Consider the following 14,093-nt stretch of genomic DNA (forward strand, 5'->3'; position numbering starts at 1 on the left):
GCTTATGTTCACACAGTGTTCAGGGGATGTGAGCCCGATGCGTGCCTTCGAGGGCCAGTTCAGCGACAACAAGCCGATCCAGCGGAACCGCGAGGAGAAGCGGCGTCTCCTGCGCGAGCTGGAGGAGACCCTGGCGGGGATGAAGGCACATGCCTCGCCCAGCCTGCGGGAAAGCCTGCGCACCCGCATCCAGGCGCTCAAGACGGAACTGGCCGGGCGCTGACCGGCTCCGCCTCCCGGCCCTGCCGAGGGGGCGGGGCGCAAGGATCAGGCCCCGTTTCCGGGGCCTGATCCTTTTGGGCCGGACGGCTCTCAGCCCGCCAGGGCGCCCAGCAGCCGGGCCTGTGCACGCGCCCCCCGGGTCAGGCAGCGCCACTCGAACTTCTCGTTCGGGCTGTGAACCTGGTCGTCGTCCAGGCCGAAGCCCATCAGCAGCGAGTCCAGCCCCAGGATACGCCTGAAGCTTTCCACCACGGGGATGGAGCCGCCGCATCCGATCATCGCCGGAGCCTTGCCGAACTCGTCGGTCAGGATCTCCTTGGCCGCGGCGACGAAGCGATTCTCCACCGGCACCACCACCGGCGCCGCCAGGGCGAAGACCTGGACCTCGGCGGTGCAGTCCTTCGGCAGCCGCGCCTGCACGAATTCTCTGATTCCGGCCACGATCTTCTCCGGGTCCTGCCGGCCCACGAGGCGGCAGGAGAGCTTGGCATGTGCCTCGGCCGCGATGACCGTCTTGGAGCCGTCGCCGGTATAGCCGCCCCAGATGCCGTTCAGGTCGCAGGTCGGACGCGCCCAGAGCCGCTCCAGTGCGCCGAAGCCACGTTCGCCCGCCGGCACGGAAAGCCCGACATCGCCCAGGAAGCGCGCCTCGTCGAAGCCGAGCTCTGCCCATTGCGCCGCCTGGGCGTTGGAAACCGGCTCCACCCCGTCATAGAAGCCGGGGATCTGCACCCGCCCGTCCTCGTCCTGCAACTCGCCCAGGATGCGGGTCAGCAGGTTGATCGGATTGCGGGCGGAGCCGCCATACATGCCGGAATGCAGGTCGCGCGAGGCGGCGCGCAGGTCGATCTGCACATAGGCCATGCCGCGCAGCCGGGTGGAGATGGCGGGGGTGTCGAAATCCCACTGGTTGGTGTCGCTGACCACCACCACATCGGCCGCCTTCAGCTCGGCGGCGTTCTCCTTCAGGAAGGCATCGAGGCTGGGCGATCCCACCTCCTCCTCGCCCTCGATCAGCGCCGTGACCCGGGCGGGGATGCCGCCGCCGACCTCGTGCCAGGCGCGCAGCGCGGCGAGCCAGGTCATCACCTGTCCCTTGTCGTCCACCGCGCCGCGCGCCACCACGCGGTCGCCATGCGGGCCGGGCACCACGGTCGGCTCGAAGGGCGGGCTGGTCCAGAGCCCGAAGGGCTCGGCCGGCTGCACGTCGTAATGGCCGTAATAGAGCAGGTGCGGCGCGTCGCCGGATTGCGGCCCCGGGTGATGCGCCACCACCACCGGATGCCCCGCCGTCTCGCGCACCCGCGCGTCGAAGCCGATCGCGGCCAGCTCGGCGGCCAGGAACTCGGCGGTGCGGCGGCAGTCGGCGGCATGGACGGGCTGGGCGCTGACGCTGGGGATGCGGAGGAGCTCGAAATACCGCTGGCGGAGCTGCGCCTCCTGCGCGTCCAGGTATTGCAGCACGGTCTCGGTCCGACTCATCGCGTCTCTCCTCGCAGGGGCGCGCAGGTTCCGCCCCGGCGCGGCGTCCCGCAAGGGCGGCGCCCGCGGGAAACGGCCCGCATTGACGCGGGGCGGTGCCGTGCCATGATGCGGGGCATGATCCAGGCCCAGCCCCTTCGGCGAAGCTATTACCCGCGCCCTCCCGTGGCGCGGCAAGGATCAGTCATTCCCTGATTGAGACGAGGCCGCCGGAAGGCGGCATACTTGTTCCTGCATCCTCTCCGGCGGCCCTTGCCGGAGCGCCGATGCCATGACCACGCCCCTTCCCTCCCTGCCCGCGATCACGCGGGACCCCTCCCGCCCCGGCCTCGGCCTGATCGGCGCGGGCGCCTTCGGCAGCTTCTGCCTGCCGCATCTGCGCCCCTTCTTCCGCATCCGTCTCGCCGATCCACGGCCCGATCTGCCGGAGATCGCCGCCCGCCACGGGGTTCGCGCCGCCAGCATCGCGGAGGCCGCGGCGCAGCCCTTCGTGCTGCTCGCCGTGCCGGTCGCCCAGGTCGCGGCGGCGGGCGCCGCCATCGCCCCGCATCTGCGCCCCGGCGCGCTGGTGGTGGACACCTGCTCCCTGAAGCTGGAGCCGCTGCGCCTGCTGCGGGAGATCCTGCCGAACTTCGTCGATCTGGCGGGCACCCATCCGCTCTTCGGGCCGAACAGCGGGCGCGACGGGATCGCCGGGCTGCGGGTCACGGTCTGCCCGGGACGCGGGCGCAGGCACCGGCTGGTGGCGCGCTTCCTGGAACGCGCCCTCGCCCTCACCGTGATCCGTTCGAGTGCCGAGGCGCATGACCGGGAGATGGCGCAGGTGCAGGGGCTGACCCATCTGGTCGCCCGGCTCGTGGACAGCCTCGGCCTGCCCCGCCCCAGCCAGACCACGCCGAGCTTCGAGCAGCTGATGCGGGCGGTGGAGGCAGTGCGGGACGATTCCGAGGCGCTGTTCCGGGCGATCACCCAGGAGAACCCCTTTGTCCCGCCGCTGACGGCGCGCTTCTTCGCCACGGCGCGGGAGATGCAGGCGCGGATGTTGCCCGCTCCTTCCCTCGACCGCCTCCCCGGCCCTGCCGGGGAGGCGGTCGGGGACGCCGTCTGAAGGCGCTCAGTCCCCGGTGTCGGGCATCAGGCCGGCGGCCTTGATTCCGGCTACGGCGGCGGCCTCGTCCTTCTCCGACAGGTCGCCGGATACGCCAACGGCGCCCAGGACCTTGCCGTCGGCATCCCGCAGCAGCACGCCGCCAGGCACCGGCACGGCGGAGCCGCCGGTGAGATCGGACAGCGCGTTCATGAAGGCGGGCATGTTCTGGGCGCGCCGCGCCAGCTCACGCCCACCAAAACCCAGCGCCAGGGCCGCGTTGGCCTTGCCCTGGGCGATGCCGGGGCGGAGCAGGCTGCAGCCGTCCTCACGCAGCATGCCCTTGAGCTGCGCCGCCTGGTCCAGCACCACCACGGTCAGGGGCGCGAGGCCGAGGCGGCGGCCTTCCGCCAGGGTTTCAAGCAGGATCGTCTGCGTGGCTTCCAGCGTGACGCCGTGATCGAAGCCGGTCGGGGGATTGGCCATGGTCGAGCCTCCGGAGATGCGATTCCGCAGAACAACCACGGCCGGGCGCCCGCAGCCAGCCCTCAGGGCGCCCAAATCCGCGGGGCATCGCTGGCCGGGCCGCGATGATGACCCCGACCGGAAGCCCGCCCGCTGAGGAGACCGCGTTCAGGGAGCCGGTTCAGGGAGCCGGCTCGGGGCGCTCCATGCTGTAGGGCAGCGGCGTCCAGCTCTCGCCGTCGAAGCTCCAGGAGCGCCCGTCGGTCGTGTCGATCAGGAAGGCCGCCACACCGCCTTTCGGCAGGCCGCTGCAGACGATCTGGAAGCGGCCCACCGGCCCGGCCGCCGATTGCGCCACCGCCGCCAGATCGGCCTCGGCCGGGAAAGGCACCGGGTCCGTGATGTCGCTCATTCCGTATCTCCTTTGCGCGGTGTCCCGTCGCCGGGCCGGCATGCTACCGGTCAACGCCGGAAGCCGCGGCCGGCTGCCTGCCCCGCTGCATCGCACGGCATCGGGGCAGCGGCTTATGCCTCGCGCGGCTTTGCGGCAGACCGGTGCGGCACGACAGCAGCGAAGGGGATTCGGGCCATGAAATACCGACAGCTCGGCCGCAGCGGCCTCACCGTCTCGGCGGTCTGCCTGGGCGGCAATTCCTGGGGTGCGGCCGGGCGGCGCGCCTGGGGTGCCTTCGACGAGGAAGGATCGAAGCCCTTCTTCCGCGCCGCGCTCGATGCCGGGATCAACTTCTTCGACACGGCCGATGTCTACAATCTCGGCGAAAGCGAGCGGATCATCGGCGCCACCCTGCTGCGCTTCGCAAGACGCGAGGAGGTCGTGGTCTCCACCAAGATCGGCAACGCGATGAGCGACCGCCCCAATGGCTCGGGCATCGGCCGCAAGCACCTGCGGGAGGCCATCGACGCCTCGCTGAAGCGTCTCGGCACGGATTACGTGGACCTGCTGCAGATCCACCGGCTGGATGCCGTCACTCCGGTCGAGGAGATGATGGAGGCGCTGAACGACATGGTCCGCGCCGGCAAGGTCCTCTACATCGGCGGCTCCACCATGCCGGCCTGGCGCTTCGCCCAGATGTGCGCCGTGGCGGAGTACCGCGGCTGGGCGAGGCCGGTGGCGATGCAGAACCTCTACAATCTCGTGCAACGGGAGGAGGAGCGGGAGATGATCCCCCTCTGCCTGGAACAGGGTGTCGGGCTTGTCCCCTACTCGCCCCTGGCGCGCGGCTTCCTCGGCGGCAACCGCAGCCGCGAAGGGGCGGAGAGCCAGCGCGCGAAGACCGACAGTAAGCGAGGCCTACGGACCCTTGTTGGGTGCGGTATGGGTCAGACGGTTTTCGCGTCGGCCCAGTGCCACGGCATGAGTTCATCGAGGCGGTTGTTAGGCCAGCCGTGGACGAGGCGGGTGAGCAGGTCAGCAAGGTAGCGCTGCGGGTCGACGCCGTTGAGCTTGCAGGTCTCGACCAGGGAGGCGAGGTCGGCCCAGCGGCGGCCCCCATCATCTCCGCTGGCAAACAGGGCGTTCTTTCGGCTCAGGCAGAGAGGCCGGATGGCGCGCTCGACGGTGTTGTTGTCGAGCTCGATGCGGCCGTCATCCAGGAACCGTTCCAGGCCGAGGCGGTGATTCAGGGCATAGCGGATTACCCCTGCCGTCGGACTACCACCTGGGAGGCGCGCCAGCTGCTGCTCGAGCCAGGTGAACAGGTCCTCGACCAGGGGTCGGCTCCTGGCCTGCCGGACGACACGGCGCTCGTCGGGCGGCTTGCCCCTGACCTCTGCCTCGACGGCGTAGAGGGCGGCGATACGGACCAACGCCTCGGTGGCAATCGGCGCTGTTTTCTTCCGGGCCAGGTCATAAAATTCACGACGGGCATGGCTCCAGCAGAACGCCAGTGTCACGCCGGGGCCGCCCCCCTCCGGCGCGGCCAGGCCCTTGTAGGCGGCGTAGCCGTCGCACTGGAGGATGCCCGTGTAGCCGGCCAGCAGTGCCCGGGCATGCTCCGCCCCACGGCCGGGGGCGTAGCGGAACACCGCCGCGGGCGGGTCGGTGCCACCCCAGGGCCGGTCGTCGCGCGCGATCACCCAGGCAAAGCCCGTCTTGGTCTGTCCCCGGCCCGGGTCCAGCACCGGCATGGTGGTCTCATCGGCAAATAGCCGGACCGAGGCGAGCAGGAGCTCGCGCATCCGCGCCACCACCGGGGCGATCTCGGCGGCGGCCATGCCCACCCAGGAGGCCAGTACCTCGCGGCCGATGGTGAGGCCCTGGCGCGCCAGGATCTGCGCCTGGCGGTACAGCGGCAGGTGGTCGGCGTAGCGCGACACCAGCACATGGGCGACGGTGGCCTCGGTCGGCATGCCGCCCTCGATCAGACGGGCCGGTGCGGGTGCCTGCAGCACAACGCCCGCGCAGGCGCGGCAGGCCAGCTTCGGGCGCTTGGTCACCAAGACCCGGAACTGAGCCGGGATCACGTCCAACCGCTCCGAGGTGTCGGCGCCGATCTCGACCAGGGCGCCCTGGCAGCACGGGCAGGCGGTGCTCTCGGGCATCAGCACCACCTCCACCCGGGGCAGGTGTGCCGGTAGTCGGCCACGGCCCGCCCGGCGCTGGGCGGTGTTCGTCTTGCGCAGCTCGGGCGAGCACTTCTCCGCCTCAGCCTCGTTGCCGGCTAGGCTCGCCTCGACCTCCTCAAAGGCGAACTGCAACTGGTCCTCGGGCAGACGCTCCGAGCGTCGCCCGAACTGCATGCGCTGCAGCTTGCCCAGCAGGTGTCGCAGCCGCTCGTTGCGCGCCGCCAGCGCGTCGCGCTCGGCTACCGCGTCGTCCCGTTCCGCCCAGGCCGCCAGCAGCATCGCGCGCAGCGCCGCGGGATCCTCCGGCAGGGTCGGTGTGTCGTCAGCAGCGGCGCGCATCGTGGTACCGATGCTACGCAGGCACGCTCGGCGTGGGAATCCGTTTCGTGCTCTGGACCCGCGTCCAATCGATCCCCGCAAACAGCGCGGCGAACTCCACCTGCGTCAGCCGCAGCGCGCCGTCCACCACCGGCGGCCAGCGGAACGTGTTGGCCTCCAACTGCTTCCAGATCAGCACCAGGCCGCTGCCATCCCACACCACGATCTTGACCCGGTCAGCGCGCTTCGAGCGGAACACCAGCACCACGCCGGAGAACGGATCCTCGCTCAGCACCTCCGCCGCCAGCGCGGCCAGCGAATGCGCGCCCTTGCGAAAGTCGACGGGCTGGCTCGCCAGCAGGATCCGCGCCCCCGCAGGCAGTGTGATCACGTCGCGGACGCCCGGATGGCCCGCAACAGCGTCGTCAACAGGTCCGCGTCGGTGCCCGGTGGGACACGCAGCACAGCGCCAGCCACCTTGACCTCGATGACAGGACCCGGCGCGACCCACGAGGGCGCCCGTTCCGGTGTGGCCGCCGGAGCCGCCGACACGATGGGCACGAAGTCCATCGCTGCTCTGGCTTCACCGGCCACCCCAAGCCGCATCTTGCGACGCCAGCCAAACACCTGCTGCGGGCAGACCTGCCAGCGGCGCGCCACCTCGGTGACCACCGCGCCAGGCTGCAGCGTCTCCGAGACAATCCGCGCCTTGTCGTCGTCAGACCAGATCCGCCGCCGGCCAGGTCCCGTCAGAACCTCGATCCGGCGGTACCCGCCACCCTTCGCGTCGTCCCTAACGTCGTCCATACCGATAGCTCGAAGCCCTCCGCCCCAAGCCGATCCAGCACAATCAGGACCTACTCCGGAAGACGGGCCTCAAAGCTGCGCTTACGACCGACAAGCTGGCCGACGGGCTCTATCGGGAAAGCGACTTCGCCGTGCTGGATGCGCTGAAGGCCATCGCAGCGGCCCGCGGGGTGAAGCCGATGCAGGTCGCACTTGCCTGGCTGCTGAGCAGGCCGGTGATGGCCGCGCCGATCTTCGGCGTTTCCGACCCGGCACAGATCGCCGATGCGGCGGCTGCCACGGAGATCGCGCTCACCCCGGAGGAGATCGCCGCCCTGGAGGCGCCCTACGAGCCCCGCGCCTCCGCCTGAAAGCGGAACGGGGCGCCTTCCGTGAGGAAGGCGCCCCGTTCGACGGCATCGGTTCCGGACATGGCGCCCGGCAGAAGGGCCTATTCCGCCGCGACCAGGGCGCGGTTGCGGCGCTGGCGGATCAGCTTCACCACCAGGAAGAGGATGACCCCGAAGCCGATCGCCCCCAGGGCATAGAAGGTGTTCTTCTCCCCCAGCCAGGCCACGGCGAACCAGCCCGCGCCCACGAAGGCGGCGGCCCAGATTCCGGCGGCCACGAAGTTCAGCATCATGAAGCGCAGCCGGGGCATGCCCGCCACACCGCAGGCGGCGGCCGCGACATTGCGGATGCCATAGGCGAAGCGGAAGGTCAGGACGAACAGAGCGCCATAGCGTTCCAGGATGTTCATCGCCTGGGTCAGTCGCCTTTCGGCGCCCGGGATCTTGCGCACGGCCTTGGCGCCGTAGCGCTGGCCCAGCGTGAACCAGAGTTGGTCGCCGAGGAAGGAACCGCCCCAGACCGCGAACATCAGAATCCAGGGATCGATCAGTCCCGTGGCGCGTCCGGCGGCGGAGGCAAGGAGCACGAAGGTCTCGCCCTCGAAAAACGCCCAACAGGCCGCCGCCAGATAAGCGAGCGCGCCCCAGTCCGCCCAGAATTCAGCCACCAGATGCGCTCCCGACACCTCTGTAGAGGACAAAATGCCCGACCCCAAGAAATTGTGAAACAGCTTTCTGTGGCGTCGTCGCGGTTTTCGAGATGCCAAGGCTGCGCCCACACCGCTGCCATGTCCCTTTCGGTCGGGACATGGCAGCGTCCCGGAACGGCCCGGCATCCAGCATCATGCCTTGGCCTTAGGCTTCTTGGGGGCCTTGTCGTCCTTCCCGGCGTGCTTCTCGGCTTTTCCGGCCTTCACGGTGGCCTTACGGGACTCTGCCTTCACCTCGGCAGCGGCCGTGCCGATCACCTTCGGACGCCGGGCTTTTGCGGCGACGGCCCTGGCATCCTCCTCAGCCTTGGCTGCGGCGGCAGCCTGCATCTCCAGCGGTTCGCCTCCAGAAGCCTGGCCGGACAGCAGCCGGCTCGCCTGTTCCCAGTGCGCGCCCGCCATGCCGTCCGGGCAGCCGGCGTCCTTCCACAGGAAATAGGCAAGCTCCCGGATGCGTGCTTCGTCATCGGGTACATGTCCGGCCATACGACCTCCTCTTCTCGAATCAGGTCCTGTCTTCGCAGTCAGGGCCCCGGTCGTGGTCAGAATGAAATCTGGCGATCATCCGGGCCAGTTGAAGGGCCCCGGGAATCGGGAGGCGCCGCATTCACAATTGCGATGGACCCCGTGCCCTTCCGATCACACAACCGTGGGGATGTTTTCGGTGAAGAATATCATGAAAGAAAAAGATTTCGATCAAAATTGAGATTTTTCAACTATGGGTTGCTGGAACCAGCCGAGATATTCCGGCACTTTCCCGTTGCTGCGGGCACGGTGCCAATCACGACCACCCCCCCGATATGGCGCCGAGAGCCCCCCTCCTTTGGCCCGCAGCCTTTTTCCCTTTTCCTGGTGAAAACCTGCTTGGCGAGGCGATGTGGATGCCTGCACCTCGAGCGGGCTGCCACGGGCGGCATCCTGGCCCCGCAGATGCGGGATGGTGCAGAGGGGCGGTTCGGAAGTGCGATCCCCGTCTCGCGGCCATCACGTATTCAGATCGTTCAGGAAAAGGAAATGGCGGAGGGGATGGGATTCGAACCCACGATAGGACTTGACATCCTATAACGGTTTAGCAAACCGCCGCCTTCGGCCACTCGGCCACCCCTCCGCAGGAGTGGAAAGTCTCACGGCGTTGCGGGGGTGCTTCTAGCCGCGACCGAAGGCGCCGTCAAACCTCAGGAAAGCGGGATTTCGAAGCCACGCTTCGTGGCCGGGCGAGCCATCATCCGATCGTACCAGGCGGCCAGGTTCGGCAGGTCGTCGAAGGGCACCAGATGCCGCTCGTGCCGCCAAGCCCAACCCAGGATGGCGAAGTCCGCCACGCTCGGCTCCCCCTCGGTCGCCACGAACTCGCGCCCGGCCAGGCGCTTGTCCAGCACGCCATAGAGCCGCCTGGTCTCCTTGCCGTAGCGCTCCACGCCATAGTCGCGCGCCGGACCCTCCGGCTGGCCCAGGAAGTGGTGGACCTGCCCCGGCATAGGGCCGAGTCCGCCCATCTGCCACATCAGCCATTCCAGCACCGGCACGCGGGCCCGCAGGTCGCGCGGCAGGAACTTCCCGGTCTTCTCGCCGAGATAGAGCAGGATCGCGCCCGACTCGAAGACGCTGATCGGCCTGCCGTCCGGCCCTTCCGGATCGACGATCGCCGGAATGCGGTTGTTCGGGCTGATCCGCAGGAAATCGGGCTCGAACTGCTGGCCCTTGGTGATGTCCACGGTCTTCACCGAGTAGGGCAGCCCCATTTCCTCCAGCGCCACGCTGATCTTGCGTCCGTTGGGTGTGTTCCAGGTGTGCAGCGTGATGCTCATGCCGGGCCTCGTCTTGTCATGGCGGCTGGTCTACTCCGGCGGCGCGGCCCGCATCCCCATATGCAAGGGGAAGAGACCGAAGAGGATCTGCCGGATGTCACAGTCCTTCAACGTATCGCCCAGCGGTCTCCCCCAAGGGGCGGCGCCGGGCGAAGCGATGATGATGATGCAATACGACGCCAACAAGAAGTCCGCCCTGGTCGCCTATGTGCTCTGGTTCTTCCTGGGCTGGCTGGGCATCCACCGCTTCTATCTGGGTCGGACCATGAGCGGCGTGGTGATGCTGCTGATCACCGCGCTGAGCTGGGTGCTGAGCCTGATCTTCATCGGCCACCTGGGCTTCCTGCTGGTGGGCATCTGGCTGTTCGTGGACATCTTCCTGATCCCAGGCATGACCCGCCGCTACAACAACGAGCTAATCGCCTCGCTGCGACAATAGGTCTCGACTAGGATATTCCGTGGAGGCTTCATTGCCTCCACGGACTTCTTAAGAGTAATTCAGATTGCGTTCTGCCTCGATCGCTAGTGTGTTATTTGCAGATCACCTTCGATGCAACGTCGCCCGCCTTGACAACAATTAGAATGATAGCTCCCACACCAGGGACCAACGAAGAAAGAATTTCCAGAACTGGTTTGACATTCCCCCATTGCTGACAGAACACGTCTTTCACGCCTGCGACATTAGCTCTCGGCTGAGAACCCGTTTCATAACGGCTGAGGCGGGGTGAGCGGCGGGAGTTCTGCGCGTTCGGAGGGTGTCTGACGTCCTTCGAGGTGGCCCATGTGGACCCCTGCCGCCCGCGCGCAGCTTGCGCGCGGCTCCCAGCCTTATGCAACGTGCCTAACCGATGCCGAGTGGGCCCTGGTCGAGCCCTTCTTGCCAAGCCCTGCAAAGACCGGACGACCCCGGTCCTGGCCGATGCGGCGGGTGGTCGATGCGATCCTCTACGTGCTCCGTACCGGCTGCGCCTGGGCGCATCTGCCCCGCGACTTCCCGCCGCCCGGGACCGTGCACCGTTGGTTCCTGCGCCTCTCGCGCCGGGGCACCTTCGAGCGACTGGCGCACGCCCTCATCATGGCCGACCGCGAGCGGGTCGGCCGAGAGGCCTCACCGACAGCGGCGGTGTTGGACGCCCAATCCGTCCGCTCGGGCGGTGTCGGCGTGAAAGGTGTCCGCGGCTACGATGCCGGGAAGAAGGTGACGGGCCGCAAGCGCCACGCCCTGGTGGACACGGACGGTAGGCTCCTGCTCGCCGCCATCTCGCCCGCCTGCCTGCATGACAGCCGAGGGGGTGCGGCCCTCCTGGCCATGTCGCGCCGCCCTTGGCCGTTCCTGGCCCGCTGCTTCGCCGACCGCGCCTACGCCGGTCCGCGGGTCGCCCGAGCCTCCCCCGTCGCCGTTACCATCATCGGCAGCGCACCCGGCCAGAAAGGCTTCGCCGTGCAACCCAGGCGCTGGGTGGTGGAGAGGTCCTTCGCTTGGTTCGGCCGCTGCCGACGCCTCGCTCGCGATCACGAGGCCACCGTCGGTTCCGCCGTCGCCTTCTTCACCCTCGCCGCCGCCATGATCCTCGTCCGGCGTCTGGCTCAGCCGTTATGAAACGGGGTCTGAATAGGTTCCGGAGGCGCCAGAAGTGCTTCGGCAAAAGCCTTGGCGATTTCCTGCTTCTGAGCATCGGATACGTTCGGCATAGACATTCTCCCTTTCTTGAGGTTCAACCTCAATCTCACGAGACACTCGATCTCCGATAACGTCTACAAAACAAAGACACTTAACTCATGGTGCCTGAATTAAGCCAGCACCATAATCTGCCGCATCATCCATCTTGACAAAGCCACCTGCATTGCATGAGCTCAAAATCGATGTTGCAACAACATTGGCAAGAACATTGGGATTGCTCTGCCGCTGTTTTTCCCAGTGAAGGGCAGCAACACCCGCGACATGCGGGGTCGCCATGCTGGTGCCGTTGAGAGTTTTTAAACCTTCTTTTAACCAAGCAGAAGTTACACCGATGCCGGGAGCACAGACCGTCGGCATCGTGTTGGAGAAGGCGCCAATATAAAGATTACCGTCTTTCTTCTTCCCCGCCGCTGCAACAGCGATCACATCATCTGCGGCCGCTGGCATAGCGAGCGTAATTTCAAACGACGGTCGGCCGCTCTCATTTCCGGTGGCCGCACATACTACTGTGCCCTTTCGTCCAAGACCTGTCATAGCTTTCGCCAGACTCATGATTGCGTCGAACGCTCTCACATTGGAGCGATAGGCACCGAGTGATGCGGACACAGCGACTGCGGTGGAAACGTTGTATTGGTTACGATAGTGCTCGATTGCCGAGGGGAAATCGAAGCCGACCGACATCGAGAGCACCTCTGCGCCCTGCTGGATTGCCCAGTTCATGCCCTCGAAAAGCATCATGGAGGTGCCGGCACCGGTGTCATCCAAGACCTTCCCGATCATGGCTGTACTTAGTCGGCCTTGAATAACTCGTAAGGCACTGATCTAGCTGTGAGATTTTCCGGGCTCGGCGACCTGGATTTGCAGGGTTCGATTGTTTTCGACGACAAACCCTGCGAATCTTGTGGGCATGAAGCACCGCCCGCGCCCGCCGGAACAGGCCGATCTGCTGCGGCCGCGGCTGGTCGACATGATCGATGGGCGGCACGAACTGGTGCGGCTGGCGGCGCTGATCGACTGGTCCTGGTTCGAGCGGGAATGGGCCGGCTTCTTCCCCGCCGCTGAGGGACGGCCGGCCACGCATCCGCGTCTGGTCGCCGGGCTGATGTACCTCCAGCACGCCCATGGCCTCTCCGACGAGGCGGTGCTCGCGCGCTGGGTGGAGAACCCGTACTTCCAGCACTTCACGGGTGAGACCTTCTTCCAGCACCGTGCGCCCATCCATCCCTCCTCTCTCAGCCGCTGGCGCGGTCGCATCGGTGAGGAAGGTGTCGAGTGGTTGCTGACCAGGACGATCGAGGCGGCTCAGGCTTCGGGAGCTGTGACGTCGAACAGCTTGGCCGAGATCGCAGTGGACACCACAGTGATGGAGAAGGCCATCGCCCATCCGACCGACAGCCGCCTCTATGAGCGGGCCCGCCACTCGCTGGTGACGCTGGCGCACAAGGCCGGGATCGCCCTGCGCCAGAACTACAATCGCCTGGCGCCGCGCCTGGCCGGCCAGGTGGGGCGCTACGCCCACGCCCGGCAGTTCCGCCGCATGCGCAAGGCGTTGCGCACGCTCAAGGGCTACACCGGCCGCATCCTGCGCGATGTTGAACGCAAGCTCGGCGCCGTCCCTGACGGGCCACTGCGGGCGCGCATCGAGCAGCGCATCGCCCTCGTCACCCGCCTGCTGCTCCAGACACCGAAGTCGTCCCGCAAGCTCTACGCCCTGCACGAGCCCGAGGTGGACTGCATCGCCAAGGGCAAGGCGCGGGTGCGCTACGAGTTCGGCACGAAGGTCAGCATCGCCACCACCCTCGCCGGTGGCTTCGTCGTCGGCATGCGCAGCCAGCCCGGCAATCCCTACGACGGCCACACCCTCGCCGACGCCCTCCAGCAGGTCGAGACCCTCACCGGCCAGCGTCCCAGCCTCGCCGTGGTCGATCGCGGCTACCGCGGCCATGGCGTCACGGCAACCAGGGTGCTCGTCAGCGGCACCAGCCGCGGCCTCACGCCCCGCCTGCGCCGGCTGCTCCGCCGCCGCAGCGCCATCGAGCCCGAGATCGGCCACATGAAGACCGATGGCCGCCTCGCCCGCTGCGCCCTCAAGGGCACGCTCGGCGATGCTCTCTACGCCGTCCTCTGCGGCTGCGGCCACAACATCCGCAAGATCCTCGCCCACCTCAGGGCCCTTTTGGCCGCTCTCCTCGCCGCCCTCCGACAGGCAATCCTCACCCCGATCAGCCAAGCCAGCGTCCCGACAGGCCGCACCCTGCTCGCAGGGGCGACAGCCTGAAGACGTTGTTCAAGGCCGACCAAGTAACGGCGGTGCCGCGTTCGCTATCGTTGTCTTCGCCCGAATCTCAAAAGGCGCAATGTTGGAGAGAGGACCGCGCGTAGTTCTGCGTATCATCGACGGACTACGGAGAACGAGGAAAGTCTCCCGATCCTGCTTGCTATTGGTAACAAACATGGCTTTTCCCTATTCTCAGCAAGAATATTCATTCCATAATCGAATCATAAAATACAATCACGATTGCGCGAGGTTATTATTTTGAAGAATCAACAATTTGGATAAAAATAATCCCTTCCGGCGCTGCCGGAAGGGTCGATCTG

At 67.2% G+C, this 14,093-nt stretch carries 17 protein-coding genes and 1 tRNA gene; 7 read left to right on the top strand and 11 right to left on the bottom strand.

Features of this window, described 5'->3' with window-relative positions:
• Positions 1-37: 37 nt before the first annotated feature.
• Entirely contained in the window at positions 38-223 is a 186-nt protein-coding gene (locus tag CTJ15_RS09430) for a hypothetical protein (protein WP_019459926.1), read from the top strand.
• 89 nt (positions 224-312) lie between these two features.
• Here the strand turns inward: CTJ15_RS09430 and CTJ15_RS09435 are convergent, their stop codons facing one another.
• A complete protein-coding gene (locus CTJ15_RS09435; RefSeq protein ID WP_019459927.1) occupies positions 313-1,704 on the bottom strand; it encodes a dipeptidase in 1,392 nt (463 codons plus the stop codon).
• A gap of 271 nt (positions 1,705-1,975) precedes the next feature.
• Between CTJ15_RS09435 and CTJ15_RS09440 the strand changes: the two genes are divergently transcribed.
• Complete coding sequence (locus CTJ15_RS09440) at positions 1,976-2,812, top strand: prephenate dehydrogenase/arogenate dehydrogenase family protein (RefSeq protein ID WP_075821663.1); 837 nt, start codon at positions 1,976-1,978, stop codon at positions 2,810-2,812.
• Between the two features lie 6 nt (positions 2,813-2,818).
• On the opposite strand, the gene CTJ15_RS09445 is transcribed toward CTJ15_RS09440, so the two are convergent.
• Both CTJ15_RS09445 and CTJ15_RS09450 read right to left on the bottom strand, forming a co-directional pair.
• Positions 2,819-3,277: a heme-binding protein gene (locus CTJ15_RS09445; RefSeq protein WP_019459929.1), complete on the bottom strand. Its 459-nt coding sequence runs from the start codon at positions 3,275-3,277 to the stop codon at positions 2,819-2,821.
• A 160-nt stretch (positions 3,278-3,437) separates the two neighbouring features.
• Positions 3,438-3,668: a hypothetical protein gene (locus CTJ15_RS09450; RefSeq protein ID WP_019459930.1), complete on the bottom strand. Its 231-nt coding sequence runs from the start codon at positions 3,666-3,668 to the stop codon at positions 3,438-3,440.
• Positions 3,669-3,845: 177 nt separating this feature from the next.
• On the opposite strand from CTJ15_RS09450, the gene CTJ15_RS09455 reads away from it, so the two are divergent.
• Positions 3,846-4,697 carry an aldo/keto reductase gene (locus tag CTJ15_RS09455; protein WP_226946095.1) on the top strand — a complete coding sequence of 284 codons (852 nt, stop codon included), beginning with the start codon at positions 3,846-3,848 and terminating at the stop codon, positions 4,695-4,697.
• Here the strand turns inward: CTJ15_RS09455 and CTJ15_RS09460 are convergent.
• The 3 genes from CTJ15_RS09460 to CTJ15_RS09470 are packed head-to-tail and all read right to left on the bottom strand — an operon-like array spanning position 4,598 to position 6,967.
• The gene (locus tag CTJ15_RS09460) at positions 4,598-6,181 is read right to left on the bottom strand and encodes an IS66 family transposase (protein WP_099781115.1); all 1,584 of its coding nucleotides are present in this window, start codon (positions 6,179-6,181) and stop codon (positions 4,598-4,600) included. The two genes, CTJ15_RS09455 and CTJ15_RS09460, sit on opposite strands and share 100 nt — an antisense overlap.
• Before the next feature lie 13 nt (positions 6,182-6,194).
• On the bottom strand, positions 6,195-6,551 hold the full coding sequence (tnpB, locus tag CTJ15_RS09465; RefSeq protein ID WP_027281944.1) for an IS66 family insertion sequence element accessory protein TnpB: 357 nt from the start codon (positions 6,549-6,551) through the stop codon (positions 6,195-6,197).
• Entirely contained in the window at positions 6,548-6,967 is a 420-nt protein-coding gene (locus tag CTJ15_RS09470; RefSeq protein WP_099781116.1) for a transposase, read from the bottom strand. Before CTJ15_RS09470 ends, tnpB begins: the two co-directional genes overlap by 4 nt.
• Positions 6,968-7,098: 131 nt before the next feature.
• Between CTJ15_RS09470 and CTJ15_RS09475 the strand changes: the two genes are divergently transcribed.
• Positions 7,099-7,317 carry an aldo/keto reductase gene (locus CTJ15_RS09475; protein ID WP_226946096.1) on the top strand — a complete coding sequence of 73 codons (219 nt, stop codon included), beginning with the start codon at positions 7,099-7,101 and terminating at the stop codon, positions 7,315-7,317.
• 80 nt (positions 7,318-7,397) lie between these two features.
• On the opposite strand, the gene CTJ15_RS09480 is transcribed toward CTJ15_RS09475, so the two are convergent.
• The 4 genes from CTJ15_RS09480 to CTJ15_RS09495 all read right to left on the bottom strand — a co-directional run bounded on the left by CTJ15_RS09480 (position 7,398) and on the right by CTJ15_RS09495 (position 9,814).
• On the bottom strand, positions 7,398-7,964 hold the full coding sequence (locus CTJ15_RS09480; RefSeq protein ID WP_019459932.1) for a DedA family protein: 567 nt from the start codon (positions 7,962-7,964) through the stop codon (positions 7,398-7,400).
• Positions 7,965-8,138: 174 nt separating this feature from the next.
• Positions 8,139-8,492, bottom strand: a complete 354-nt coding sequence (locus CTJ15_RS09485; protein WP_019459933.1) for a DUF2934 domain-containing protein — start codon at positions 8,490-8,492, stop codon at positions 8,139-8,141.
• Positions 8,493-9,021: 529 nt separating this feature from the next.
• Positions 9,022-9,114 (bottom strand) — tRNA-Ser (locus CTJ15_RS09490).
• Positions 9,115-9,181: 67 nt separating this feature from the next.
• Positions 9,182-9,814, bottom strand: coding sequence for a glutathione S-transferase family protein (locus CTJ15_RS09495; protein ID WP_019459934.1), 633 nt, complete (start codon positions 9,812-9,814; stop codon positions 9,182-9,184).
• Positions 9,815-9,908: 94 nt separating this feature from the next.
• Here CTJ15_RS09495 and CTJ15_RS09500 point away from each other — a divergent pair, with 94 nt between their 5' ends.
• Together CTJ15_RS09500 and CTJ15_RS09505 are read left to right on the top strand one after the other, a co-directional pair.
• Entirely contained in the window at positions 9,909-10,253 is a 345-nt protein-coding gene (locus CTJ15_RS09500; protein WP_099781511.1) for a TM2 domain-containing protein, read from the top strand.
• Between the two features lie 342 nt (positions 10,254-10,595).
• Positions 10,596-11,414 (top strand): IS5 family transposase, encoded by an 819-nt coding sequence (locus CTJ15_RS09505; protein WP_099780839.1) that lies wholly within the window; start codon positions 10,596-10,598, stop codon positions 11,412-11,414.
• A 177-nt stretch (positions 11,415-11,591) separates the two neighbouring features.
• Here CTJ15_RS09505 and CTJ15_RS09510 read toward each other — a convergent pair whose 3' ends face one another.
• Positions 11,592-12,275, bottom strand: coding sequence for a S8 family serine peptidase (locus CTJ15_RS09510; protein ID WP_099781512.1), 684 nt, complete (start codon positions 12,273-12,275; stop codon positions 11,592-11,594).
• Positions 12,276-12,402: 127 nt separating this feature from the next.
• Between CTJ15_RS09510 and CTJ15_RS09515 the strand changes: the two genes are divergently transcribed.
• A complete protein-coding gene (locus CTJ15_RS09515) occupies positions 12,403-13,773 on the top strand; it encodes an IS5 family transposase (RefSeq protein ID WP_226945876.1) in 1,371 nt (456 codons plus the stop codon).
• Positions 13,774-14,093: the final 320 nt, after the last annotated feature.

This window comes from Roseomonas sp. FDAARGOS_362, assembly GCF_002754815.1.
Lineage (GTDB): Bacteria > Pseudomonadota > Alphaproteobacteria > Acetobacterales > Acetobacteraceae > Roseomonas > Roseomonas mucosa.

What these genes read in the sequence shown, in the direction of transcription:
- CTJ15_RS09430 (WP_019459926.1), top strand. Translation starts at nt 38, where the DNA reads ATGCGTGCCTTCGAGGGCCAGTTCAGCGACAACAAGCCGATCCAGCGG.
- CTJ15_RS09435 (WP_019459927.1), bottom strand. Translation starts at nt 1,704, where the DNA reads ATGAGTCGGACCGAGACCGTGCTGCAATACCTGGACGCGCAGGAGGCG.
- CTJ15_RS09440 (WP_075821663.1), top strand. Translation starts at nt 1,976, where the DNA reads ATGACCACGCCCCTTCCCTCCCTGCCCGCGATCACGCGGGACCCCTCC.
- CTJ15_RS09445 (WP_019459929.1), bottom strand. Translation starts at nt 3,277, where the DNA reads ATGGCCAATCCCCCGACCGGCTTCGATCACGGCGTCACGCTGGAAGCC.
- CTJ15_RS09450 (WP_019459930.1), bottom strand. Translation starts at nt 3,668, where the DNA reads ATGAGCGACATCACGGACCCGGTGCCTTTCCCGGCCGAGGCCGATCTG.
- CTJ15_RS09455 (WP_226946095.1), top strand. Translation starts at nt 3,846, where the DNA reads ATGAAATACCGACAGCTCGGCCGCAGCGGCCTCACCGTCTCGGCGGTC.
- CTJ15_RS09460 (WP_099781115.1), bottom strand. Translation starts at nt 6,181, where the DNA reads ATGCGCGCCGCTGCTGACGACACACCGACCCTGCCGGAGGATCCCGCG.
- CTJ15_RS09470 (WP_099781116.1), bottom strand. Translation starts at nt 6,967, where the DNA reads ATGGACGACGTTAGGGACGACGCGAAGGGTGGCGGGTACCGCCGGATC.
- CTJ15_RS09485 (WP_019459933.1), bottom strand. Translation starts at nt 8,492, where the DNA reads ATGGCCGGACATGTACCCGATGACGAAGCACGCATCCGGGAGCTTGCC.
- CTJ15_RS09495 (WP_019459934.1), bottom strand. Translation starts at nt 9,814, where the DNA reads ATGAGCATCACGCTGCACACCTGGAACACACCCAACGGACGCAAGATC.
- CTJ15_RS09500 (WP_099781511.1), top strand. Translation starts at nt 9,909, where the DNA reads ATGTCACAGTCCTTCAACGTATCGCCCAGCGGTCTCCCCCAAGGGGCG.
- CTJ15_RS09505 (WP_099780839.1), top strand. Translation starts at nt 10,596, where the DNA reads ATGTGGACCCCTGCCGCCCGCGCGCAGCTTGCGCGCGGCTCCCAGCCT.
- CTJ15_RS09510 (WP_099781512.1), bottom strand. Translation starts at nt 12,275, where the DNA reads ATGATCGGGAAGGTCTTGGATGACACCGGTGCCGGCACCTCCATGATG.
- CTJ15_RS09515 (WP_226945876.1), top strand. Translation starts at nt 12,403, where the DNA reads ATGAAGCACCGCCCGCGCCCGCCGGAACAGGCCGATCTGCTGCGGCCG.